Annotated in this window: 17 protein-coding genes; 10 read left to right on the top strand and 7 right to left on the bottom strand. The window is 61.8% G+C overall.

What is annotated here, in order from left to right; genetic code table 11:
* Positions 1-75 precede the first annotated feature (75 nt).
* The 3 genes from SC318_RS12365 to SC318_RS12355 all read left to right on the top strand — a co-directional run bounded on the left by SC318_RS12365 (position 76) and on the right by SC318_RS12355 (position 4813).
* A complete protein-coding gene (locus tag SC318_RS12365) occupies positions 76-837 on the top strand; it encodes a PIG-L deacetylase family protein (protein WP_320431025.1) in 762 nt (253 codons plus the stop codon).
* Between the two features lie 159 nt (positions 838-996).
* The gene (locus tag SC318_RS12360) at positions 997-3153 is read left to right on the top strand and encodes a TonB-dependent siderophore receptor (protein WP_320431024.1); all 2157 of its coding nucleotides are present in this window, start codon (positions 997-999) and stop codon (positions 3151-3153) included.
* Between the two features lie 172 nt (positions 3154-3325).
* Complete coding sequence (locus SC318_RS12355; protein WP_320431023.1) at positions 3326-4813, top strand: methyl-accepting chemotaxis protein; 1488 nt, start codon at positions 3326-3328, stop codon at positions 4811-4813.
* A 1245-nt stretch (positions 4814-6058) separates the two neighbouring features.
* Here SC318_RS12355 and SC318_RS12350 read toward each other — a convergent pair.
* Positions 6059-6934, bottom strand: a complete 876-nt coding sequence (locus tag SC318_RS12350) for an NmrA/HSCARG family protein (protein WP_320431022.1) — start codon at positions 6932-6934, stop codon at positions 6059-6061.
* Positions 6935-7049: 115 nt separating this feature from the next.
* Between SC318_RS12350 and SC318_RS12345 the strand changes: the two genes are divergently transcribed.
* The 5 genes from SC318_RS12345 to SC318_RS12325 all read left to right on the top strand — a co-directional run bounded on the left by SC318_RS12345 (position 7050) and on the right by SC318_RS12325 (position 11885).
* Complete coding sequence (locus tag SC318_RS12345) at positions 7050-7925, top strand: LysR family transcriptional regulator (RefSeq protein WP_320431021.1); 876 nt, start codon at positions 7050-7052, stop codon at positions 7923-7925.
* 171 nt (positions 7926-8096) lie between these two features.
* The gene (locus SC318_RS12340) at positions 8097-9230 is read left to right on the top strand and encodes a (R)-mandelonitrile lyase (RefSeq protein ID WP_413817626.1); all 1134 of its coding nucleotides are present in this window, start codon (positions 8097-8099) and stop codon (positions 9228-9230) included.
* 68 nt (positions 9231-9298) lie between these two features.
* A complete protein-coding gene (locus tag SC318_RS12335) occupies positions 9299-10204 on the top strand; it encodes a LysR family transcriptional regulator (RefSeq protein ID WP_320431020.1) in 906 nt (301 codons plus the stop codon).
* 147 nt (positions 10205-10351) lie between these two features.
* Positions 10352-10591, top strand: coding sequence for a hypothetical protein (locus tag SC318_RS12330; RefSeq protein WP_320431019.1), 240 nt, complete (start codon positions 10352-10354; stop codon positions 10589-10591).
* Between the two features lie 157 nt (positions 10592-10748).
* On the top strand, positions 10749-11885 hold the full coding sequence (locus SC318_RS12325; RefSeq protein ID WP_320431018.1) for an ATP-binding protein: 1137 nt from the start codon (positions 10749-10751) through the stop codon (positions 11883-11885).
* Here the strand turns inward: SC318_RS12325 and SC318_RS12320 are convergent.
* Positions 11871-12425, bottom strand: coding sequence for a GNAT family N-acetyltransferase (locus tag SC318_RS12320; protein WP_320431017.1), 555 nt, complete (start codon positions 12423-12425; stop codon positions 11871-11873). The genes SC318_RS12325 and SC318_RS12320 overlap by 15 nt on opposite strands.
* A gap of 169 nt (positions 12426-12594) precedes the next feature.
* Here SC318_RS12320 and SC318_RS12315 point away from each other — a divergent pair, with 169 nt between their 5' ends.
* On the top strand, positions 12595-13215 hold the full coding sequence (locus SC318_RS12315) for a LysE family translocator (protein ID WP_320431016.1): 621 nt from the start codon (positions 12595-12597) through the stop codon (positions 13213-13215).
* A gap of 36 nt (positions 13216-13251) precedes the next feature.
* On the opposite strand, the gene SC318_RS12310 is transcribed toward SC318_RS12315, so the two are convergent.
* Positions 13252-14466, bottom strand: coding sequence for an aldose 1-epimerase family protein (locus SC318_RS12310; protein WP_320431015.1), 1215 nt, complete (start codon positions 14464-14466; stop codon positions 13252-13254).
* A gap of 354 nt (positions 14467-14820) precedes the next feature.
* Here SC318_RS12310 and SC318_RS12305 point away from each other — a divergent pair, with 354 nt between their 5' ends.
* A complete protein-coding gene (locus tag SC318_RS12305; RefSeq protein ID WP_320431014.1) occupies positions 14821-15123 on the top strand; it encodes a hypothetical protein in 303 nt (100 codons plus the stop codon).
* 293 nt (positions 15124-15416) lie between these two features.
* Here SC318_RS12305 and SC318_RS12300 read toward each other — a convergent pair whose 3' ends face one another.
* The 4 genes from SC318_RS12300 to SC318_RS12285 all read right to left on the bottom strand — a co-directional run bounded on the left by SC318_RS12300 (position 15417) and on the right by SC318_RS12285 (position 24861).
* The gene (locus SC318_RS12300) at positions 15417-15965 is read right to left on the bottom strand and encodes a hypothetical protein (RefSeq protein WP_320431013.1); all 549 of its coding nucleotides are present in this window, start codon (positions 15963-15965) and stop codon (positions 15417-15419) included.
* Positions 15966-15984: 19 nt separating this feature from the next.
* Entirely contained in the window at positions 15985-16239 is a 255-nt protein-coding gene (locus SC318_RS12295; RefSeq protein ID WP_015371087.1) for a hypothetical protein, read from the bottom strand.
* Between the two features lie 61 nt (positions 16240-16300).
* Positions 16301-16615 carry a hypothetical protein gene (locus SC318_RS12290; RefSeq protein ID WP_320431012.1) on the bottom strand — a complete coding sequence of 105 codons (315 nt, stop codon included), beginning with the start codon at positions 16613-16615 and terminating at the stop codon, positions 16301-16303.
* Positions 16616-16626: 11 nt separating this feature from the next.
* Complete coding sequence (locus SC318_RS12285) at positions 16627-24861, bottom strand: two-partner secretion domain-containing protein (protein ID WP_320431011.1); 8235 nt, start codon at positions 24859-24861, stop codon at positions 16627-16629.
* Positions 24862-24883: the final 22 nt, after the last annotated feature.

The raw sequence follows: 24883 nt of genomic DNA, 5'->3' as shown, positions 1-24883 counted from the left end.
CACCTCGCACAGGCGCTCCAGGATCGGAGCCTGAGGTGACGACAAGCGCAACAACCGACAAGGACGTGATACCCCATGAGACCCGATTCCCTAAGCGAGGCCCGCCGTGGTCCCGCGCAAATCTGGAACAGCGCGCCCCAGTTGGCGCAAATCCCTGTTATCAGCCTGTCCAGCCTGGTACCGCCGGGCGCCCGGGTGGTGGTGGTAGCCCCCCACCCCGGCGACGAAGTGCTCGCCTGCGGCGGACTGCTGCATTTGCTCAGCACCCGCGCACATCCCTTGAAATTGATCTCCATCACCGATGGCAGCGCCAGCCATCCTGGTTCCCAGGTCTGGTCGGCCAGCCGACTGAGTGTGGTGCGCCCCCAGGAAAGCGCCGAGGCCCTGCGCCGCCTGGGTATGCCACTGCATAGCCTGAAATGGATTCGTGGCGGGTTTCGCGATAACGCCCTGGCCGCCGATGAACATCAGGTCTGCCAGTTCATCGCCCGATACCTGCAGCCAGGCGACGTGGTGTTTACCACCTGGCGCCATGACGGCAACGACGATCACGAAGCCGTCGGCCGAGCCAGCGCCAAGGCGTGCGATCTGGTGGGTGCGCAACTGAACGAATTGCCGATGTGGGCCTGGCACTGGCCCGCACGCGAAGGTGCGGTGATTCCGTGGCAGCGCGCGCACAAGTTGTGCCTGGACACCTGGGGCATTGCACACAAACTGCACGCCGTACATGCCTATGCCAGCCAGCTCACGGGCGACCCCGCCATCAGCCTGGCGCCGATGTTCGCCCAGGCGTTACTGGAACGCATGCGTGAGCCTTATGAAATCGTGTTCACCTAAGCAAAAGGTGGCAAAACGCTGGTATGTGAGGTGTGAAAAATTCGTTAACTGATTAATCCCGTAGGCTTTTTCCCACAGCTTCAATCTGCCAGAATAATGCGAATAATTATCAACAGATTTATTATTCGCCACGGATGGCATTCCGGGAGAGCTACGTTCATGTCTGTGCAACACCATGGCGGCAAAGGATTTTCACCGAGTCTGATAGCAATGGCTATCTGCCTGACCACGTCCCACGCGGCCCTCGCTGCCGAGGCCGGCGCACCGCCCAGCACCATTGAGCTGGGCGCCACCGAAGTGTCCGGCCAACAGCTGGGCGAAACCACCGAGGGCAGCGAGTCGTACACCACCGGCTCGATGAAAACCGCAACCAAACTGCCGCTGACCCTGCGCGAAACCCCGCAGGCCGTCACCGTGATTACCCGTCAACGCATGGATGACCAGGCGATGACCAGCATCAACGATGTGGTGAATGCCACGCCGGGGTTGTTCCTCAACTACTCCAGCGGCCCCGGCCGGCAGGGCTATACCGCACGCGGTTTCAATGTCGACAACCTGATGTACGACGGCATTCCCAGTGGCTACAACGGCGTTACCGTCGGTTCCCAGCCGAACCTGGCGATGTTCGATCGGGTCGAGGTGGTGCGCGGTGCTACTGGCCTGGTCACCGGCGCCGGTAACCCCTCGGCGGCCATCAACCTGATCCGCAAGCGGCCCCTGGCCGAGCAGAAAGTCACCTTGACCGGCGCCGCCGGCAGTTGGGACGACTACCGTGGCGAGTTCGACGCCTCCAGCCCCCTCAATGACAGCGGCACCTGGCGTGGCCGGGTGGTGACCTCTTACCGCGATGCCAACAGTTTCATCGACAAGGCCGAGCAGGATCACGGCCTGTTCTATGCGGTTACCGAAGCCGACCTGGGCGAAGACACCACCTTGACGCTGGGTTACTCCAACCAGAAAGACAAGACCAACTACTTCTGGGGCGCGTCGATGATTGGCCTGGACGGTCATCACCTCAACCTGTCGCGCTCGTACAACCCCGGTACCGACTGGGAGAACAAGGATCAGGAGGTCAACACCGTCTTTGTCGAACTGCGCCAGCAACTGGCCAATGACTGGAGCCTGCAGGTCAATGCCAACTACGCCGAGCAAGACGCGCTGTTCTCCGGTTCCTACCAGTCGCGCTGGACCAACAATAGCCTGGCACGCACCGTGTACCAGGCCGCCTTCGACCAGAACCAGGCCGGGGTGGACGCTTTCTTCAGCGGGCCGTTCCAGGCGTTCGGGCGCACCCATGAACTGGTCGTGGGCGCCAGCAAGCGCGTCGAGGACACGACCACCCACAACTACAGCCCCTACGACCTGAACTGGCCGATCACGGCCGGCAAGCCGAACTTCACCCGCACCAGCGACCAGCGCGACGTCACCAGCCAGGACGGCGTCTACGTCACCACCCGCCTGAGCCTGGCCGACCCGCTCAAGCTGATCCTCGGCGGGCGCCTGGACTGGTACGACTACGACAACCGCGATGGCGACGGCGACTACAAGGTCACCCGCAACCTCACGCGCTATGCGGGGCTGATCTACGACCTGGACGACCAACACTCGGTGTACGCCAGCTACAGCGACATCTTCACCCCGCAAAAGGAAAAAAACACCGGCGCCACCCCGCTCAAGCCCATCGTCGGCAAGAATTATGAAGTCGGCATCAAGGGCGAATACCTGGGCGGCGCGCTGAATGCCAGTGTGGCGCTGTTCCGCGTCGACCAGGAGAACCGTGCGGTGCAGATCGTCGTGCCGGACTGCCCACAGGCCTCCTGCTACCAGGCTTCAGGCGAGATTCGCAGCCAGGGCATCGACTTCGAACTGCAGGGTGCCCTGACCGAGAACTGGCAGGTAGGCGGTGGCTACACCTACGCGCGCACCCACACCATCAAGGACGACGCCAACCCGCAGAAGGTCAACAAGCAGTTCGACACCGACACCCCGGAACACCTGTTCAAGGTGACCACCCGCTACAACTTCCAGGGCCCGCTGGAAAAACTTCGCGTGGGTGGCAATGTGTCGTGGCAGAGCCGCATGTACAACGACATCCAGTTGGCGGACGGCAGCACCTATCGGCTCAAGCAAGGCGGCTACGCCGTTACCGACCTGATGGCCGGCTACCGGGTCAACCAGCACCTGGACCTGCAGCTCAATGCCAACAATATCTTCGATCGTCACTACTACCAGTCCATCTCCGAAGCGGTCACCTATGGCGGTGACTCCTACGGCGCCCCACGCAACATGATGCTGACGGCCAAGTACAGCTTCTGATCGTCATCGCGGCTGCCCGCTCGGGCAGCCGTTGCTTAAAGTCCCCTCGCGACCTGCCGATAACCGTTTGCCGGATTGATACCGGCAAATAGCCATCTCTTTTGTACTGACCGCGGCCCGCGTGGCACGCCGCATGCTTGGTTCCTGGCCAAACCACATGGAGTAAACGTGAATGCCCACACGCTTTCTGGAGCACTACCGCAAGGCCGACCGCATCATGCTGGCGTTGATCTGGCTGATGTTCCTCTTCTCCCTGGGCCTGGCGTTCTGGCATGACACCTTTACCCAAGCGGTGATCGTCGGCGGCGGCACCGGTGTGGTGCTGACTGTGCTGTATCGCGCCATCGGCGGCACCCGTGTGATGCGCTGCGTGCTGGGTGCCGGCCTGATGGTGATGGCCGCCTTGCACATCAACCAGGCCGAGGGTGTGATCGAATCGCACTTTGGTATTTTCGCGCTGCTGGCGGTGTTGACCTTCTACCGCGACTGGCTGCCGATCCTGGTGGCGGCGCTGACCATCGCCGTGCATCACCTGGTCTTCCATGCCTTGCAACATCAAGGGGTGCCGGTATTTGTGATGGCCCATCACGGCGGCTGGACGATGATTTTCGTCCACGCCTTCTACGTGGTCATGGAAACGGTCGCCCTGCTCTACCTCGCCGTGCATAGCCAGGCCGAGGCGGTCGAAAGCCAGGAAATGCTTGAAAAAATGCTCGCCGTCACGTCGCAGTTCACGCAAGACACCGCCAAGGGTGAAGACAAGGTGCATGTGTCTCTCGCCAAGCGGTTCGACCACTTCCTGCAGCAGCTCACCCACCTGATCGACGGTGTCGCGCGCGACTCCCACGGCCTCGGCCAACTCGGCCAGGAACTGGCCACCGCCAGCGGCACCCTGGAACAAGGCGCACGGCATCAACTGGCACAGATCAATGAAATGACCGGTTCGATGCAACGCATGGAAGACGCCATGGGCCACATCACCGTGCACGTCGAACAGGCGGTGGAGCACGCCGGCCAGGCCAGCCAGCAGATCGAGCGTGGTCAGCAAAGCGTGGGCCGCGCCCAGCATGAAATCACGCAGTTGGCGTCACGCATCAATGGCACCGAATCCACCGTACAATCGCTGGCCGTGCAAGCCGAACAAATCGGTTCGGTGCTGGAGGTGATCAGCAGCATCGCCAACCAGACCAACCTGCTCGCCCTCAATGCCGCCATCGAAGCCGCCCGCGCCGGCGAGCAAGGCCGTGGATTTGCCGTGGTTGCCGACGAAGTGCGCAGCCTGGCCCAACGCACCGCCCTCTCCACTCAGGAAATCAGGACCATCATCGAAGGCCTTCAGCAAGGCAGCCGCCAGGCCGTCGAAGCCATGCACGACAGCCGCCAGGGTGTGGAGCGCTGCGTGGAAGACAGCCAAATGGCCGTCGACATGCTGCGCGCCGTGGGCGAAGACATCGCACACATCGACCAACTCAACGGCCGCATCGTCACCACCACCCGCGAGCAGACCTCAGCGAACCTGGAAATCGTCGAGCGCCTGCAATCGGTGCAACACATCGCGCAAAACACCGCCGACGACGTCGAAACCCTGGCCCGCAGCAGCGAGCGCCTGCCACCGATCGCCGTGCGCCTGGATGCGCTGGGGCGCAGGTTTCATCCGTGATTGGGTTTTGGGAACTGGAGGGCGGTGGCAGAGCCGGCATTTTCATTGCCTGAACTACCGCCATCGCAGCCTCGCTGGGGCTCGACAGCTCCCACAGGGATTTGGTGGTGTTGGGGGGCTCTCGGTTTGCAGGGACATCACGGCAGACCTGGCCCTCAATGACACCACCGCTCAAATGGGGGAGCTGTCGAGCCCCGGCGAGGCTGCGATGGCGGCGGCACAGTCAACTTCCTCATCGCCTGAACCACCGCTTTCGCAGCCTCGCTAAAGCTCGACAGCTCCCACAGGGGACCGCTGTGTCGCAGGTGTCTCGGTCCGCAAGGTCGTCGCGCCAGGCCCCATTCTCACTGACACCACCGCTCAAATGTGGGAGCTGTCGAGCCCCGGCGAGGCTGCGATGGCGGCGGCACAGTCAACCTCTTCCTTGCCTGAACCACCGCTTTCGCAGCCTCGCTAAAGCTCGACAGCTCCCACAGGGATTTGGTGGTGTGAGGAATCTCGGTTTGCAGGGCCGTCACGGCAGACCTGGCCCTCAATGACACCACCGCTCAAATGTGGGAGCTGTCGAGCCCCGGCGAGGCTGCGATGGCGGCGGCACAGTCAACCTCTTCATCGCCTGAACCACCGCTTTCGCAGCCTCGCTAAAGCTCGACAGCTCCCACAGGGATTTGGTGGTGTGAGGAATCTCGGTTTGCAGGGCCGTCACGGCAGACCTGGCCCTCAATGACACCACCGCTCAAATGTGGGAGCTGTCGAGCCCCGGCGAGGCTGCGATGGCGGCGGCACTGTCAACCTCTTCATCGCCTGAACCACCGCTTTCGCAGCCTCGCTAAAGCTCGACAGCTCCCACAGGGGGCCGGCGGTGTTGGGGTATTTCGGTTACCAGAGCCATCACGGCAGACCTGGCCCTCAATGACACCACTGCTCAAATGTAGGAGCTGTCGAGCCCCGGCGAGGCTGCGATGGCGGCGGCACAGTCAACCTCTTCATCGCCTGAACCACCGCTTTCGCAGCCTCGCTAAAGCTCGACAGCTCCCACAGGGATTTGGTGGTGTTGGGGGGATCTCGGTTTGCAGGGCCATCACGGCAGACCTGGCCCTCACTGACACCACCGATCAAATGTGGGAGCTGTCGAGCCCCGGCGAGGCTGCGATGGCGGCGGCAAAGTCAACCTCTTCATTGCCTGAACCACCGCTTTCGCAGCCTCGCTAAAGCTCGGGAGCTCCTACGGGGCATTGGTGCAATTCATGAGGCAGTCTTTGGCACCGACTCGCTCACAAAATCCTGGTAAGTGCGCAACGGCCGGCCGATGATCGCTTCCAGCCGCGCCAAGCTGCCTGGCGCTGCCTGCATGCCGAACGCCTGGATGCCTTCCATCATCAGGCGCATGTCATAGGCCAGCCAGGCAGGACCGTACGCCGACAGCTGGGTTTCAAACGCAGCAACGTCGTCACCGCCGTAGGCGATTTCGCGGCCCAGGGCAGCACTCCAGAGTTTGGCCACGCCCGTCCCCGTCAGCGCCTGCGGCCCAACCAGTTCCAGTGTCACGCGCTCCAGCGCAGTCGCGGCCTGGTCGCGTCGCAACAGCTCGGCCACGGCGATATCGGCAATGTCCCGTGTGTCGATCATCGACACACCGGCCGAGCCGATGGGCATCGGGTACACCGCGTAGTCCTGGATCGTCTGCTGCACCATCAGGTCGTTTTGCATGAAGTACGCCGGGCGCAGCACGGTCGCGGGGATGTCGAGGCTTTCGATCATGCGTTCAACGGTGTACTTGCCGGTGAAGTGCGGCACTTGGGTGAACGTGTCGGCATGGATCACCGACAAGTAAACCACCCGCTCGATGCCCGCCTCCCGGGCGAGGTTCAACGCGATGAGGGCTTGGGTGACTTCATCGGGCGTCACCGCATTGAGCAAAAACAGAGTACGTACCGACGCCAGCGCGGCGCGCATGGACGCGACGTCGGTGAGGTCGCCGACCACTTCGGTGACGCCAGCCGGGAAGTCCCGTTTGCCGGCCTGGCGCACCAGGGCCTTGACCGCTGCGCCGCGCTGGGCAAGGCCTTGGGTGACCAGTGAACCGAGGGTGCCGGTGGCGCCAACTACTAGAATGCTCATGGGTAAAACTCCTGCCTGGGAACCAATGGGTTTGCGTTGGAACCCACAGTAATTCGTTGCATAAAGAAAACGAAGACCACAGAATCCGGACACCTCGTTTCAAAAATGGAACACCATGAACCTTAACGCCCTGATCGATTTCATCCTCGTCGCCACCAACGAGGGCCTGGGCAAGGCCAGCCGCGCCAGCGGTGTTTCCAAGGCCACCTTATCGCGCCGAATCGCTGACCTTGAAGAGCAACTGGGCGTACGGCTGATCGAGCGCAGTGCCCGTGGGCTCAAGCTCACCGAAGCCGGCGAGCTGCTGATGTCGCGCACAGAAGGCCCGCTGGGCGAGGTGAGCGAAGCGCTGACCGCCGCACGCGAAGGCGTATCGACGCCCCGCGGTCGGTTGCGCGTGGCCGCACCGATCCTGTTCTCCCAACTGGCCATGGGCGGGATTGGCGCACGCTTCTGCGCCGCCTACCCGGACGTGGTTATCGAGGTGGTGGCCGAAGACCGCCTGGTGGACCTGGTGGAAGAACAATTCGACGTCGCCATTCGCATCAACCCCCGCCCGGACAGCAACCTGGTCGGTCGATGCTTCGCCAGGGACCGCCTGGTGGTCGTGGCCGCGCCCGCCATACCCAAACCGCAGCCGGGTGCGATCCGGCAGGTGCCAGGCATCGTAACGCCAGGGTTCATGCCCACCCATTGGCGGCTGGATGGCGGGCAGCTGGTGCTGGAACCGCTCGCCCGTTTGCAGTTCTCTTCGTTACTGATGGTGCGCGATGCCGCCATCGCCGGTGGCGGCGCGGCGCTGATTCCGCAGTCTATCGCCTGGGCGCCACTGGCCCGGGGCGAACTGGTCCAGTGGGGCACGGTGTCCGAGATCGAGCCGGAGCTGTGGGTGTTGCACACCTCCCGGCGCCTTGCCGCGCCCAAGGTGCGCGCATTTGTCGATTTCATCTGCGCACAGTACCCGGACATGTCGCTGGTACTGCAGGGCTGAACACGCGCACATTCATGAATTCAGTTCATGAACCCTTGCCGATTTACCCATCTAGTCGTATGCCAACAGCCGGCTTACTGTCTTCAATCATGCGCTGAGCGGATACCCCCCGGCGCCAGATTGATCACCTACGCGCGGCTCCCGGAGCGGAGCCGCCCAGGAGTTGGCTGGATGAACCGTTTGATTGCCCCATTGGTTGCGTTGTCGCTCATGAGCGGCGAAACCGACGCCAACCAGATTCGCATCACCCCCAATGGCTCGCAGCCCGCCATCAAGGGCGCTGAAAACAACTTCACCGGCTCGGTTCGGGTCGATGGCTTGTTCAATGCCGAGCTGCCCGCCCGCGTCGGAGGCGCCACAGTCAGCTTTGAACCCGGCGCACGTACGGCCTGGCACACCCATCCGCTGGGGCAAACGCTGATCGTCACCGCGGGCGTCGGCTATGTGCAGCAGGAAGGTGGGCCGCGCCAGGCAATCCGCCCCGGCGACGTGGTGTGGATTCCACCGCACACCCGCCACTGGCATGGCGCGACGGCCACCCAGGGCATGACCCACATTGCCATCGCCGAAGCCGAAAACGGCAGCTCCGTCACCTGGGCCGAACAGGTGTCGGAGGCGCAATACGCCGGCCAACTGCCCGCGATGAACCGCGCCCTGCCCGCCTCGGACAGCTTGACGCTCAAGCAGCAGGCCATTGCGCCCATCGCCGCCTTCGCCGCGACAGGCGATATGCCCAAGCTCAACACCGCGCTGAACCAGGGCCTGGACGCCGGCCTGAGCATCAGCGAAAGCCGCGAGATTCTGGTGCAGCTCTACGCCTACGTCGGCTTCCCGCGCAGCCTCAACGCCCTCAATGAGCTGATGAGCGTGCTGCAGGCCCGCAACGAGCGCGGCATTCACGATGCGCCCGGACGCGAACCCAGCCGCAGCCTCCCGACCGGTGAGCAGTTGCTGGACGTGGGCACGGCCAACCAGACGCGCCTGACCGGCGGCCCGGTCAGCGGCGGTGTGTTCGATTTTGCTCCGGTGATCAACCAGTTTCTGCAAACCCATCTGTTTGGCGATATTTTCGAGCGTGACAACCTCGATTGGCAGAGTCGCGAACTGGCCACGGTCGGCGCGCTGGCCGCCCTGCCAGGCGCTGAACCGCAGTTGCGTGCGCACATGCTGGCAAGCCTGCGGGTAGGGCTGAGCCCGGCGCAATTGCGTGAGCTGGTCGAGGGCCTCGCGCAGCACGGCGACGAAGACACGCCCAAACGTGCCGACGCCGCGTTGACACAGGCCCTGGCGGCCCGGCAAGGCTGAGCATGCGATGCAGCGCAGCCCTCTGATCGGATGCATAATCACAGGCTCCGCATGAGAGGCTTTTCTTGATGTCCCGCGCCAATCTCAACGACCTGCATGCCTTCGTGGTGATCGCCCGCGAAGGCAGCTTCACCCGCGCCGCCGCGCAATTGGGCGTGTCGCAGTCCGCCCTCAGCCACACCATGCGCGCCCTCGAAGCGCGGCTCGGCGTGCGCCTGCTGGCGCGCACCACCCGCAGCGTCGCGCCCACCGAGGCCGGACAGCGCTTGTACCAAAGCATGGCGCCGCGTTTAGAGGAAATCGACCTGGAACTGGCGGCCATCACCCAGGTGCGCGACACCCCGGCGGGCAGCGTCCGCATCTCGGCCACGGCCCACGCGGCAGACACCATCCTTTGGCCCAAGCTGTCGAAAGTGCTGCGCGACTACCCGCACATCAAGGTGGAAATCACCGTCGACTACGCCCTCGCCGATATCGTCGCGCAGCGCTGCGATGCCGGCGTGCGCCTGGGCGACCAAGTGGCCAAGGACATGATCGCGGTGCCCATCGGCCCGCCCTTGCGCATGGCCATCGTGGGCGCTCCGAGCTACTTCAAGCAGCGGCCGGTTCCGCAGGCACCGCGCGACCTTGCCGAGCACAACTGCATCAACCTGCGCCTGCCCACGTACGGCAACCTGCTGCAATGGGAATTCGAAAAGGACGGCCACGAACTCAAGGCGAGCGTCGACGGGCAATGGACCTTCAACGGCAGCGAACCCATGCTGCGCGCGGCCGTGGCCGGTTGCGGGCTGGGTTTCCTGCCCGAAGACATGGTGCTTGAGCAACTGGCCGAGGGCAGCCTGGTACGGGTGCTGGAAGATTGGTGCCAACCCTTTGCCGGCTACCACCTTTACTACCCGAACCGGCGCGAGCAGTCATCGGCGCTGGGGGTGGTGGTTGAGGCGCTGCGCTACACGCGGGGCTCTGCGCCGTGACCCTCCGCCAGCCGTGGCACCGTAACTCATCGCCTTTCGTCCACTCGCAGCGAAACTCCTGAACCATCCTTCGGTCGATGCTTTCAAGAGGCCGTTAGTGCTTCAGATGTCTTGTGTGTGTGTGTGAGTCAAGCTGCGGAGACGGCCATGAAAGAAGTCATAAACGATTTGCCCGGCCCTATAAAACGCCAGGCCGACAGGATCCTGCGCGAGATCGAATTGGCAGGGTCGATGATCCTTGCGGTCAAAGGCGGCGCCAAAGCCCAGGGGTTTGTGTTGGGAATAGACTGCTGTGACGGCCTGACGTCGGAGCGATGCGAGGAGCTGGCGAGCCATTTTGACAGCGTGGTGGAACAACGGCTGAGGTCGCTGACATTGGGGCTTTAACCCCCGCCGTCTGTTGGCGTTTAGTGCAAATATTGGATCCACAGTATCCCGTCACCGCCCGAGCTTTAAAAGCGGCGAACAAACTCCTACACTGCCGAGAATTTCCCTACAGCTGCGCAGCCTCGCTCTTCTGCCCGCCTCCATCAGGATTACAGACATGCGCTTGGCCGATTTCATCCTGGAAAACCTTGAGCCGATCCTGCAGGCCTGGGAAGACTTCGCCAGAACCCTCGACACACCAGGCGAGGAACTCGACAGCGTGGGCTTGCGCGACCATGCCGAGCAAATGTTGCGCGCCATCGTCAGCGACCTGCGCACCAAGCAGACCCGGCAGGAGCAAATCGCCAAGGCCCAGGGGCACGCCCCGGAGGTTGAGCAGGAAACCGCGGCGGAAATCCACGCCATGACGCGGCTGATGGCCGGGTTCACCATCGATCAGATGGTGTCGGAATACCGCGCCCTGCGCACCAGCGTGGTCAGCCAGTGGATGCGCCAGATCAAGGACGGCACGCCGATCAACGTCGACGACATGACCCGCTTCCACGAAGCCATCGACCAGGCGCTCGCCGAGTCGGTCGCCAGCTATTCACGCGCCGTCGAAGCGTCCCGCAATATGTTCCTGGGCATCCTTGGCCACGACTTGCGCACCCCACTCGGCGCGATCCTGCTGGGCGCCGACGTGCTGCGCCACGCCCAGGACGCCGGCGCCCGAGCGACCAAAATCGCCAATCAGATCTTCACCAGCGTACGCCGCGCGAGCCAGATCGTCGGCGACCTGCTGGACCTGACCCGCTGCCAGATGGGACCGGGCATTCCGGTGAAGACGGCCGATATAGACCTCGCCCCGCTGTGCCAGCGGGTGATCGAAGAAATCCGCACCTTTCACCCCGAAGCGATCGTGATATTCGACGCCAAGACGCCGGTTGCCGGGGAATTCGACGGCGCGCGCATGGAGCAGGTGTTTTCGAACATCATCAGCAACGCGGTGCAGCATGGGGACACCACGCGGCCTATCCACGTGGAACTGGGCGTACGCGAAGGCCTGGCGTTGTTCACGGTACAAAACAGCGGCGAAGCGATACCCGAAGACGTGCTGCCGCTCATCTTCAACCCCATGGGCCGCTTCTCCCAGCGCACCGCCATCCATCAAGGCCCCACCGAAGGCCTTGGGCTGGGCCTGTTCATCGCCTCGGAAATCGTGGCAGCCCATGGTGGGGCGATTGAAGTGAGTTCCGATAACGAACAGGGGACGGTGTTTCAGGTGCGAGTGCCGGTCAGCTCACGCCAACGTTGAATGGGATGAAGATGCGCAGGCGCAAGCCTCGAAGCCCAACCTGTACCTCACCTCCACCAGGGCGGCGCCGCCCCTCTCAAGGCTGCGCTCACTGCCCGCGTCCTCCCTGCAGCCTGCCTTGCGATAAAACCGAATAGCCCTGTCATTACGGGCCAGCACCCACAGCGTCAAACGCTCAAATCCCTGCTCACGCAAGCCCAGAAGGCCCGCCCGCCACAAGGCCAGCCCAACGCCCGTTTGCCAATACCCGGCCAGCACATAGCGCGCCATCACCTCACCGGTAGCTGCCCCAGCGGCATCTTCATCACGGCTGGCGCCAACGGCTATCCAACCGACAATCTGATGATCCACCTGCGCGACCCAAACGTCAGGCTCGCCCAGTGCGATCGAGCGCGCCCAATAGGATTCGCGCTGGGCCAGCGTGGCGTCCAACCCGTTCAAATAATGGGTAGGCATCAGATCGCGATAGGCCTCTTGCCAACTACGGATATGCACCTGGGCAATGGCCTTTGCGTCGGCGGCTAATGCTTTGCGGATCATTGGGTGTTCCTTTCAAGCGCTGCATGCTGTCGTCGTCTGAGTATGCAGGCGGGCCCATGACGAAATGGCTGTCGATCTGGCCGCTGGATGGCGGCCTGCGCACAGATTGCCGCCCAGCCCCAACTGCCCTTATCCTCAAGGTTCCCGCACGCCTCAACCCGGAGCCGCCATGGACCTTGCCACCCTCGCCCTCTTTCTGCCCGCCTGCTTCGCCCTGAACATGGCCCCCGGTCCCAACAACCTGCTGTCGGTCAGCAACGCCACCCGTTACGGCTACCGCACCTCCTGCCTGGCCGGCCTCGGCCGCCTGCTGGCTTTTGCCGGCATGATCGCCCTCGCTTCCGCCGGGCTGGCGGTGGTGTTGCAAACCTCGGAAATGTTGTTCTACGGGATCAAGCTGCTTGGCGCGGCGTACCTGTTTTACCTGGCGTACCAGCTGTGGCGCGCGAACCCGCAGGCAGAGGCGCAAGCCGCCACGAACAACATGAGCATCTGGGCCCTGGCGCGGCAGGAGTTTCTGGTGGCGGCGGGCAACCCGAAAGCCGTCCTGATCTTTACCGCCTTCCTCCCCCAATTCGTGGTGCCCGGCCAACCCATCACCGCGCAATTCGCCGTGCTGGGCGCGATGTTCCTGGCGCTGGAATGGATCGCCATCAGCGCCTACGCCTATATGGGGCTGCATATGCGCCGATGGTTTGCGGAGCCTGCGGGTAAGCGGATCTTCAATCGGTGCTGCGCGGGGTTGTTGTCGGCGGCCGCAACGGTTTTATTGACCGCGCGCCGGGCGTAACTCCCGCGCCGGTGTGTGAAAGCAGTGCAGGCGCCCTTACTCCTTGGTCAAATCAACCAACGGCGTCTGCCGCACCTCAGTTTCGCGCCCAGCCTGAATCTCGCTGACCTGCTTCAAGGCCTTGTCTACAGCTGCCTTATCCGCCAACAAGCTGTAGCTGATGCGGAACTGCTTGTGTTCCTTGGGCCCAATGGTGGGTACCAGGTTCAGTGGCCGCTGATAACGGCGGTTGTAGGAAAAACTTGTCCCCGGCTCCAGCCCCGTGACATAGCCCTGCCCTTGAGTATCGGTGTTCTTCCACAGGGAAAACACCGGCAGCGTCTGCGTATTGAAACCGACCGACACGCCCAGGCTGCCCGCTTTGTTATGCAGCACGGTCAAGGTATCGCCCTTGGCATCGGCGTAGGGCACCACGTTGTAAACCGTTTCGTCGTAGTCCTTGGTGGGTGCGCGGTAGGTTTGCCAATCGGCCAATTCGCCCTTGGCCTTGTCGTTGAACGGCGACACCTGCTTCACCGGTGCGGCGAAACGCGCGCCCTGCTCCAGGAACGGAGTGCTGAAGTTACTGTGATACAGCGCCTGGTATTCCTTCGGATAGTCGCCGTTGTTGGTCAGGGTGTCGTTCAGAGCAAACACGACACTGCCGGGCTCGGTGACCAGTTCGGTCGCCACGGAAAAATCGACCTTCTTGAACGCCTGCTCTTTCAGCTCGCCGCGCAGGGTGATGGCGTACGGCGGCTTTTCATCGATGTGCAGGGTGACTTTGTTCGCAGGGATATTCGCGGCCCTGCCATGCAGAGTCAGCAATTCGCCGTTGTCGATGCCAGGGTGACCGACCCATTCATAGCCGCAACGGGTGACCAGCTCATTGAAACCTTCCAACCAGCCCAGCCCGCCGCGACCAGCGAGTTCGATGAAGGAAGGATTGACCACTTCCTTGACCGGCGAATCCCAGCCCATGCGCACATCGCCGACCGAAGCCTGCAACACGTTCATACCGCGCGTCGGCACCACCGAGAGCTTCATCGTGCCGTTATCGATGTCGACAATGCTCACCCCCTCCTGCCGACCACCGTGCAGAGTGCGCAGGGTAACGCTGAAGGGTTTGTCGGTTTGCACGCCGAGTTGCTGGCTGGTGACCTGCCAGTTCTGCGCGGCTTTGTCGGTGTCGAGGAGCACATAGTCCCAGGCCATGGCGTGGGAGGCGGCGGAGAGTGCGGTGAGGGCGACAGCGAATTTTAGGGGGGTCATGGCGGTAGCCTTTCTTGGAGTTGTGGACGTTTTATAGACTCGATGAAACGTTTCAGCAAGCGTAAAAGGCGGTATTAGGAGGGCAAATGCCAAAAAGGGGTTGAGGAAGTCGGAAAATGTAAAATCGGGGCCACCATTTTTTAAATGTGCGGGGTTGTTTGTCGGCGGCAACGACGGTGTTGTTGACTGCGCGTAGGGCATGAACGGTAATTGGACTTGAGCGACCCGTGTTGGTTACAACCTTGACGTTGATCCTCCAATGCAAGGACGCTTATAGTCCTCCAGTCGCCATGGAGCGACCGGGTTTGGCGACCTGACTATCGGTAAATCACTGTATTTATCGGAGCTTTAAACATGGAAAGATATATCCCCCTTACCGGAATCGATCTGGTTCCTGCGTCCCTTCTCATTGATTCAGAAGCACCGCTCGACGTGCTGCAAGCGATGGCTGACTATCGCATTCGCACTGTGACTCAGGTGTTGGAAAACATCGCTTTTCGGGGTGAGGTGGACGCTGATTGCGTTGTGCTTTCGGATTTTGCGCAGTTGCTGGCAATACCGCTGCGGGATGGGTGTGATTTGATGGATGTTATTGGGCGGCGAGTGCGGGAGCAGGTTTCGGAGGTGGAAGCGGGTTCGGTTGCTACGTCGGGTTAATGAAAAAATCTCCACGCGCTGGCGCAAGGGAGGCTAGCGCGTGGTGAAACGATTGGTGTTTTCCCATTGGCTCCAATCGGCCAAAAGCGGACGACCAACTCGGTTCTGGTTTCGCCCAGCTTGCCTCCTCCGCAAGTGCAAGCTGGTTCACTTCTCTGCCTCTTGGATACGCCTGGTATGTCAAGTCGGCTAAAGGCCACGCCCCCGATGCGCCTTGATTCGGCTCACGTTTAGGTTTGAACTATCCGCAATGTCCGGATAGCCACCTAACGCTGGAATCTGAATACACTAAGCTAAAAGGCATCCAGTGCTCTACACAGCCCTGCCTTCTCAACAGGCTCGTTTTCAGGTTTTCCAGCTGGGTTTAAGCGCTGCAACGCGACCAGGCACTGGCCACCGTCCAGCAGGATCAGTTCGTAATCTTGCCCGGCCTTGGGGGTGAAGTGAAAGCTCTGCCTGCAGCTATAGGAATTGCCGCCAGAAACATAGCCCTCACTCTGGAAGTTCATGGTAAAAGGCTTGTTCGCCGGCACCTTCAGTTCGCTACGCGCCGAGCCTTGCGCCTCCACCCGGCGGTTGCTCTCGGGCATGCCCAGGCTGCGGCCATTATTCTGACCCGCAAAGCCGGATTCGGACACGGCCATCACCCCGGCGCCAGGCACACGCCAGTCGATGCAGTCACGGCCCGGCACACCGCGCGCCACGCCATTGGTGATCACGCGCAAGCGTGCGGTATCCCCTGCTGTGGGTTCAACATAGGGCGTGTTGTAAGCACGGATATTAGAAATATTGCCGCAGCCACTCACGGCCACGGCCAGGCCGGCTATCAGAAACGCTCTCATGGAAGTCCTTTTTTGAGGCTTAACGGCAGTGATAAGGACTTTCGCTGCTCAGTTCCTCGCCGGTCCGGGCATCGCGAATGATGACCGTCGCCCCCGGCGCATTGAGGCAGAACGCATTGCGTATGGGGTAAATGTTATGGCCCTCGGCGGTGAACGTGCCGAGCTTGGTTAACGGGGCGCCGGAGGCGTCCTGAGCCGTCACGGTGTACTCACCCGACATGGTCAGACAGCCGCTCAGTAACAGCAGCAAGGTGGCGCAGATTGCATATTTCACAGGTGATGTCCTATCGTGTTGAGTGACGAACCCTCGAAAAGAGGGCGGTTTTTTTGTGGTTTCATTGCGCCGACTCACAGGCCTTCAACGGTTCTTGGGTGCGCAACGCACAGACGTCAAAACCATCACGCCGGGTGTAGCCCGAGCGCTTCATACACACAAAGCGCTGCGCCCGCTCTTGGAAGCTGGCATTGGGATCGATGCCGGAGCCATTCTTCTCACCGCAAGCCAACATGGAGGCCAAGATATCCTTGCTGCTCGCGCCGGGTTTCTCCCATAAGTCCGCATCAGCCGCCGGGGGCTGAAAGGGCTCGCTGAAACAGGCGGTGACGAGGGGAGCAAGCAGCAGCGCCAATGCCATAGGTTTAAGCCACATGATTAATCTCCTTATTTTCTCGGGCTGACAGGCACCAGCACCGGCTTGCCTTCCGGCCAATATCTTGCGCAGGCTTGCGCACCACTGCCATAACAGCTGTGCATGGTCGTATCACCGGTGAAGACATTGCCCAACTCCTTGAGCAAGCTGCTGCCCTCAGGTATTACGCCGCCAGTACCCGGGTTATTGCCCATGAAGAACCACCTGCCCACCGGATCGTTGTTATGAACTTCGTATTTAAGAACCATCTTCGCCTGTTCGACTGAGTCGGTGACGGCCGAACGGTTTTGCAAAAAGGCCAACTGTTCATCGGCGGTGTAAACATTGAACGCTCCACCGAAGTTATACACCGTAGTCTTGCTGAGTAACCCGGCAGCATCAGGCATGTTGTAAATGGATTGTCGGGAGTTGCCACCGGTCATAGTGCCGCGACTGTGTTCAGTCAGGTGCAAGCCAGTGGCGCCATAGTCGAGCTGCAGCTGGCGCGAGGCCGCGGTGTAGTTGGTCAAGCCGAAAAAGTCGTTATCCATCGCCTTCTGATACCCGGCAATCAACAGCTCCGACAGGGTATTGCCCGCCTTGGGAAACCACATGAAATACTGTGGCCCGGTCGCGCCAGGGTCGCGATGCTGAGCCGCGTATTTAGCCGCGGCTTTGTCGTCGTTGAAAATGCCATTGAGGGCTACGTTGACCACGTTGTTTTCATCCGCCTGCAGGTGTTGCCTTTCTGCATCACCCACTACACGGAACAACGGCTTGTGGTCCGCGCCTTCCTTCACATTGCCCTGTTCATCCAGCTCCAGCGCCAACATCTGTGGCGGCGTTTTGAACATGGTGCGATACGCCTCATCGGTAAACTGCACCCCTTGGCGATAGGCCTCATTCTTGATCGACTGCTCCGCCTCGGCGGTACGCTGCAGTTTGTCCAGGTCCTGACGCTCGGCGCCAACATGGGAATGGGCGGTGTCACGGTTAAGGCTGGCCACGGTTTGACTGGCATCACGGCCGGTCAATTGCTGCTGGCGGTAGGCATCGGTAATGAGGATATTGCCGGCACTCACCGCGCTCAGCGTGTTGCCCTCGGAAGAGTCCGAAGCCTTCCCTGCATCCAGGTAGTTGCTGAACAAGGCCTTGCTGGCGCCGTACATGCCCTGGCCGACAAAGTCGCTGCTGAGGGTGAGCCCGCTGCTGTCGGCGCTGGCTTTGGCGCTGTTGTGCAGGTCAGCGGTGGTCAATGAGCCGGTACTCAAGCTGTTCTTGCCATCGGCAATCGCCTTGTCGTTGCTGGCGATCACGCCGCCCACCAAGTGGGTATTGCCCTTGACCCGGATATCAAAACCACCGTCGCCGGCCCGAATGCCGCTCTGCTCAGTGACACTTTCAAAGTTGGATTTCTGAATGCCTTTGTTCTGACTCAACGTGAAGCTCGATGAGCCGATGCAGAATGGCGGCACGCAAATACTCACGCCCACGCCCAGGCTAGTCTGTTTGGCCTTGTAGGTACTGGTGTCCTGCAGGCTTTCGACACTGAAATCACCGCCCACATCGGCCGTGACTTGCTTGCCGGTCACCACTGCGCCCTTGAGTCGGGTATCGCCACCGGAATCGAGCGAGACCTTATTACCGGCGTCCACATGGGTATTGCTCCAGACCACATCATCGCCATCGGCCTTGCCACGGTTCTGGGACGCTCCGGCGTTAAAGCTGATGCCGTTGGTTTGGCCGCCGATGGCAATGCCAATCCCAAGGCTGGCGTTGCTGCCCTTTTCGGTCGTGCGCTGTTGCACCGTGTTTTGCGCGGCCAGCAAGGCAATAGCGCCGTCGGCCTTGAGGTTAACGTCATGGCCGGCGGTGATCTGGCTGCCTTGTACGGTCAGGTTGCTGTTCTTGCCGGCGCCGGCCGCGGTAATGTTGACATCACCACCGGCCAACACCGACGAGCTGGCGGCCGAATTGGAGGTCTGCTCGGTTTTACTCTCCTTCTTGGTGGTGCCGGCCGAAATGCTGATATTGATGCCGCCGGCCATTGACGGGTCCTTGTCATACTGGATATAGCCGTTGCCCGCCCCCATCAGGGTATTGACCAGCGCCAGGGTTTTGAGCCGGCCATCATCGGTGCGGTCGGACGCGGTTTTCATGCGCTGGGCGGTCTGCACGGCTTCGATTACCGGGTTGGTTACGGTAATCGTGAGGCCGCCTTGCTTGAACTTGGTCTCCTGGGTGATGTGTTGCTGGTCACGGGCCTCAAGGATATCGACCAACCGCGCGGTAATGTTCACATCGCCCTTGGGCGCCGTCACTTGGCTGCCGACCTGGCGGTAGGCATTGCCGGCCAGGATACTCACGTTGCCATCGGTGGCGCCGATGGTGCTGGCCGCCGCCGTTTCACTGTCGGTACGGTTTTTGTCGCTGCGCTGCTGGCTGCCGATGGTCACCGCGATGGCGCCACCGCTGAACAGCCCGCTTTGCTTGACCTCCTTGAAGTGCTGTTCGCTGAGCTGGTCGGTGGCGGCCACCACATTCACATCGTGCCCGGCCACCAGGGTGGTGCCACTGGTGGAGACCACGTTACTGCCGCGCACATTCAAGTCATTGTCGGCCTTGACCCACGCGGTCTCGCCACTGAGGGTGGTGGCCTGTGCGCGGGTTTCACTCACGGTGTCGCGGGTTGTGGTGGTCTTGCTGGAGAACAAGCTGTTACTGCCGGTGACCTTATGGGCCTCGTCGACAAAGTTATAGCTCTGGCTGGTGCTTAAATTGACGTCGCGGCCTGTCGAAACGGTGACCCCGCCCTGCTCGCTGACAACCTTGGCGCCTCGGGCATTGAGGTCATTGTCCGCGATCAGGCGTACCTCGCCCTCACCCTGGATAACACTGCCGACATCGGTGCGGCTCGCGTCCTTGCGCCAGTTGCTGGCGTTCCATTGCACGCTTTGTTCACGGCTCTGGGTCACCGTGCCCAGGTTGATATCGTGGCCAGCAACCACCGTGGTCTTGCCGTCCTTGCCGGAACTGACGATCTGCGCCGCACTCAGGTTGATATCGCGCGCCGCGTTCACCACCAGTTCGCCCTTGGCATCGGAGACAAACAACCCGGCAACCCGCGAAATACCCGTGGCGGCGCCCTGGGCACTTTCGGTGTTGCGCGTGGTGGACACCATGTTGATATCGCGACCGGCAACCGTGTTCAAGCGCGTGGAGGCATCGATCAACCCGCCGAGGTTGTTCAAGTCGGTGCGGGCTTTTACCTCCACCACGCCACCGGTCAGGCGCCCGCCCAGGTTCTGCAGGTTGTCGGCGGAAATCGCCAGCACGCTGCGCCCGGCGATCGTGCCGCGGTTAACCAGGTCGCCTTGTAGCTTGAGGTCGACCACGTTGCCCGCCATCAGTGCACCGGAGCCATCCAGGTCGCCGTCGCGCACCCGCACATACACTTGCGGCACCAACGCCTGGGTCACGCTGCCGTCGGCAAGGGTCACGTCCTTCTTGACCAACCAGACGATGTCGCTGGTCAACTGGGCCATTTGCTCAGGGCTGAGCGCCACACCCGGCACCAGGTTCCACTTGCCGGCGTAGGTCAGCGCACTGTCGAGCAACGTGCGGTACTGGGTCTCATCATTGGCGTAGCCGTCGAGGAAGCGCCTGCCGGTGAGTTGGGCGATCTGTTCGCGGATCAGTTTTTGCTCATAGAAACCATCGCCCAGCCGCGTAAGGGTCAGGCCCGGATCCAGTTGCAGCCGGTCCAGCATGTAGTTGGAAGACAGCCAGGAGCGATAACTGGTGAAACGCGGGTCGCTCTCCACCAGATAGTTCGAGTTGGCCTGGGGATTGAGGTGGAACAGGCTGTTGTCCGGCACCTGCACATTAAGCCCGCCGGTACGGATTGACTCACCCACGCCTCCCGCCGCCGTCGCTTGCAGCGCCGCCACTTCCAGCACCGGGCCAGGCGCTCGGCCATTGCCCACATTGACCTTAGCCGCACTGGCACCGCCGACAGCCTGATCGACGCTACTGGTCAGGCGCGTGCCAAGTTGCAAGCCGCTGCCCGTAGGGGCGGTGTTTTGCAGGTACTGGGTTGGCCGCAGGAAAATATCCGTGACGCTGGCGGCCGGGTTGTAGGCGGCTGTCGAACGGCCCTGACGGTCACGGCCCTTGCGATGGATGCGATACAAATGGCTGAACGTGCCACTGTCCGTCACCGTCTGCTGCCCGGTGACTTCGGTGTTGTTGAGCTGTCCGATAGTGCCCACCAACGTGCCGCCGGCGATGATCCGGCTCTTGTCGTTCAACACCGAATTGGCGGTCAGCAGCATTGAGCCGCCGGAAAGGATTTCACCCGGGTCCGAGGTGAGGATCTGGGTCTGGGTAGTGGTACGAGTGTAGTCGTAGCGGTTGTAGTTATCGGCCACGCCCTCGGGGCTGACCAAGTGGCTGACTTCGTCGTTGTAGAGTGAGATCTGATCCGGGCGATAGCGATTGGCAGAGCCGGTGTGCTGGAACTCCTGGACGCCTTCGCGGCTGACCTCAACCACTTGGGTGCTGAAGTGTTCGTTGGTATTTCGCAACTCGGCACTGTTAAGGCTCAGCCCGCCGAGTGCTTCGATACTTGCGCTGGCGTTATGCACCAGCCCGGCCTGGCCGGTGGCCTGGCCCTGGGCATCCAGCGCGCCGCCGATCAACAAGTCACCGGCACTGAAAAGCATGGCGTGCTCACGGTTGACCAGCGTCCCGACGCCAACGTCCAGGCGTTCGCGCGCGGCGATCACGGCCGCTCGGGCATCTTCCACATCATTGGTCAGTTGCCCCGCCGCAATGGATACGTGATCACCATAAATACGGCCGCTGCCCAGGTTGTTGAGCACCTGGGTATTGATTCGGGTGATCTGGGCATCGATCAAGCCACGGTTATTCAGGGTATCCCCCACATCGAGGGTCAATTGCGCGGCACTGATCTCACCGTTGGCGCGGTTTTCAACCCCACCGCTCGATACCCGCAATTGCTTGCCGGCCTGAACCCCACCCTGGTTGTCGAGCGTGCCTTGCAGGGTCACCTCTAGATTACCGTTGGCTTGCAGTTTGCCGGTATTGACCAACCCCGAAGCCAGGTTGAGGCTGATGTCGCCCAGGCTAAACACGCGGCCATCGCCACTGAGGCTGGCGCTGGTCAGGCCGAGCCGTTCTCCGGCGATCAATGTACCGGCACTGTTGAGCAGCGCTTGGTCTGCGTTGATCGACACTTGCTTGCTCGACGAGATCAGGCCCGCACTGTTGTCCAACTGCCCGGTACTGTTGACGCTCAGCAACTGGTCGGCACGAATGGCACCCGAGCGGTTAAGCAACTGCGCCAGGTTCAGGGCTAACGACTGCCCCTCTACGCCCTGGTTGCTCCCTTGGGTCTGCTGGTTATCCAACTGTCCTGCATCGACCGTCAAGGTGCCCCCGGCACGCAGCAGGCCGCCGACGTTATCGAGGTGACCGCTGCCGATATCCAGCCGCGCGTTCCCCAGGCTCTGCAGCTGGCCGCCGCGATTGCTCAGGCCGCCAGCGGTTAGCAGCAGGCTCTTTTCACTGCTGAGTACACCGGCGTCGAGGTTATCGACCTGCGCGGCATGGATCGCCACGTCGCCTTTACTGCCGATAAAGCCGGCGTTGTTGTTCAGGTTGCCGGAGCGCAGCGTGATACCGGCCTGCCCGAGGATGCCATTGGCGCTGCCCGAGTCAGTATTGGTCAACGTTTGCCCATGGGTGTCGAGCGTGATCGCACCGCTACCCTGGATAAGCCCGGCCTGGTTCTTGAGCTCACCACTGCGCAGGTCCACGGTGCCGCTGCCGATAATGGCGCCGCGCTGGTTTGACAGGCCTTGCCCGGCACTGTCGAGCAACAAGGCCGCGCCACTGATCAACCCATCGTCGTTATTCAGGCCCAGGCTGGTAATTGTCACGCCTTGCCGGGCCTGCACCACACCGCCGATGTTATCGAACGCGCCCTGGCTCACCGTCAGCACCAGCGGCCCGCCGACCGAACCCACGGTGCCCTGCCGGTTACGCAATGCGTCGGCGCTGACACTGAGTGCGCCGATGGCCGCCAGCGTGCCGTGGTCATTGTTCACCTGTCCGCCGGACAGCGTGAGGCTGTCGCCCGCAGTGATCTTGCCTTGCGCGTTAAGCAACTGCCCGGTACTCAACTGTGCGCCCTTGGCTGCGGCCAGCGTGCCTGCACTATTGTCCAACAGCGTATGCGCGGTGACGTTGAGGTTGCCGGCCACCGCCGCCTGAACCGCGCCGCCTTGATTGAGCAAGCGATCAGCCGTCAGGCTGATATCACTGTCACTGGCCACTGTGGCGCCTGTGTTGTCCAGCAGGCCCAGGGTGTTGATGCGCAACGTGCCCGCGCCGGTCTGCAGGATGTTCCCCTGCCGATTGGACAGTTGGTTGGCGTCGATTTGAATCTGCCGGGCTACGGTGGTGGCGCCGTCCAGTACCGCGTCGGCAACGGTGACTTGCAGTAGACCATTGCTCTGCAGGCTGCCTTGGGCACCTTTCAGCGCCTGGCCCTGAAGGGTCAGGCTGCCCGTGCCGGCATGCTCGATCCTGCCCTTGGCATTGGACAGGCGCGCCGCCGAAAGGCGTACGTCGGTCGCATTGCTGGCGATGCGTCCTTCGGTGTTATCCAGGCTGTCGGACACAGCAATCACCGTGGCGCCCTTGCCGACCTGGACGATTTCACCTTGGCGGTTGGACAGGCTGCCGGCGGCCAATTGCACACCTTCGGTGTTGATTTTGGCACTGTCAGTGGTCAGGGTTTGTCGCACCGCTGTGCTCAACGTCCCTGTCGCGTCCAACGCTGCACCGCTTAAGTCAGCGCCGCCCGTGCGGGCAGTGAGCATGACATTGTGCGCAGCGGTCTTACTCGCATTGAGGTCAAGGTTCTCGGCGCTCAACTGCAGATCCCCGGCAGCAATCGCCGAGCCTTGGTGCTTGAGCGTCTGGCTGGCGCTGACGCGCAGTGCGCCATTGCCACTAACCGCGCCGTCAGCTGCCACACCTGCACCCAATATCGACTTGCTGGCGTTGTCGATGGTTTGGGCGGTCAGGGTCAAGTCCTGCTGCGCAGCCACCACCCCTTGGTTGTTGATATCGCCACGACTGGACAGCGTCGCGGTGCCCTTGCTGTACAGCGAACCGCTGTTATCGATGCCCAGCTGGCTGTCCACCTGCAGGTTCTGACTGCTGCTGATTTGCCCGCTGTTGCCCAGGCGCCCGTCGGCGCTGATGACCACATCGCCGGCACTAGAACCTATTTGCCCGGCATTGCGCACGCCCAGGCCGGCTTCGGTACCCACCAACTTGATTTTGCCGGCATACATGCCACCCAGCTGCGCCACGTCAATGGCGACCTGGGGCTTATCGCCGGAACCGTTGATGACCGTAGCCTGGGTATTGTCGGCATTGACCTGGTTGGCGCCACTGGTCACCCGCAGGTCCTTGGCCCAGATACCGGCATTGACCTCGACCGAGCGTGCGATGACATCGGTAAAGTCGGTCTGCGATGCGTCCAGGCCCTTGCCGGAGATTACCACCTTGCCGCTTTCAACGCGGTAGCCTTGCAATTGGCCGTCCTGCATCTGCGCACTGCCGCTGGTCAAGGTGGCACGGTTGGCGTTGATAAAACCACAGCCGTCACAGGCGATGCCCGACGGGTTGGCGATCACCACCTGGGCTCGGTCACCGGCGACTTCGATGTAACCACGCAATTGGCTGGGGTTGCTGCTGTTGACCTCATTAAGGATCACCCGCGCCGTACCGCCGGCCAAATGCGCATTACCCTCGATCCAGCCACCCAGCTGAGTTTGGGTATTGGTGCGCGCATTGTTGAGGATCGCGCCTTGGGCATTAACGTCGAACTGGCTGTAGGTGTTACGTGACACCCCTGCCGCACTCGGGGCCTGAATGTTGACTTGGGGCACACCGTTTGCGGCGTTGATAATCACCGGTTGCTGGCCGGGCGCAGCGCCACGGTCAGCCACAATATCGCCCCAGGCCAGCGGCGAGGCCAATGTGATCAAGCCCAACGCCGCCATCAATGAGAACCGCAGGGGACGCAGTGTCAGCACAGTGTTCAAGACGACAGGGGCGACACCGATCCCGGTGCCTGAGGCTTTTTTGCTGCCCAGCACGTTTTCGGCCACTACCATCAGCAGGCCACGGGCTTTGTTGAAAACGATCCTGTAGAGGTGTTTGTTCATGACGATCCCTGTGTCTTGAAAG

Source organism: Pseudomonas sp. MUP55 (assembly GCF_034043515.1).
In the GTDB taxonomy this organism is placed as follows: domain Bacteria; phylum Pseudomonadota; class Gammaproteobacteria; order Pseudomonadales; family Pseudomonadaceae; genus Aquipseudomonas.
This window is presented reverse-complemented; position numbering and strand designations above follow the sequence as displayed.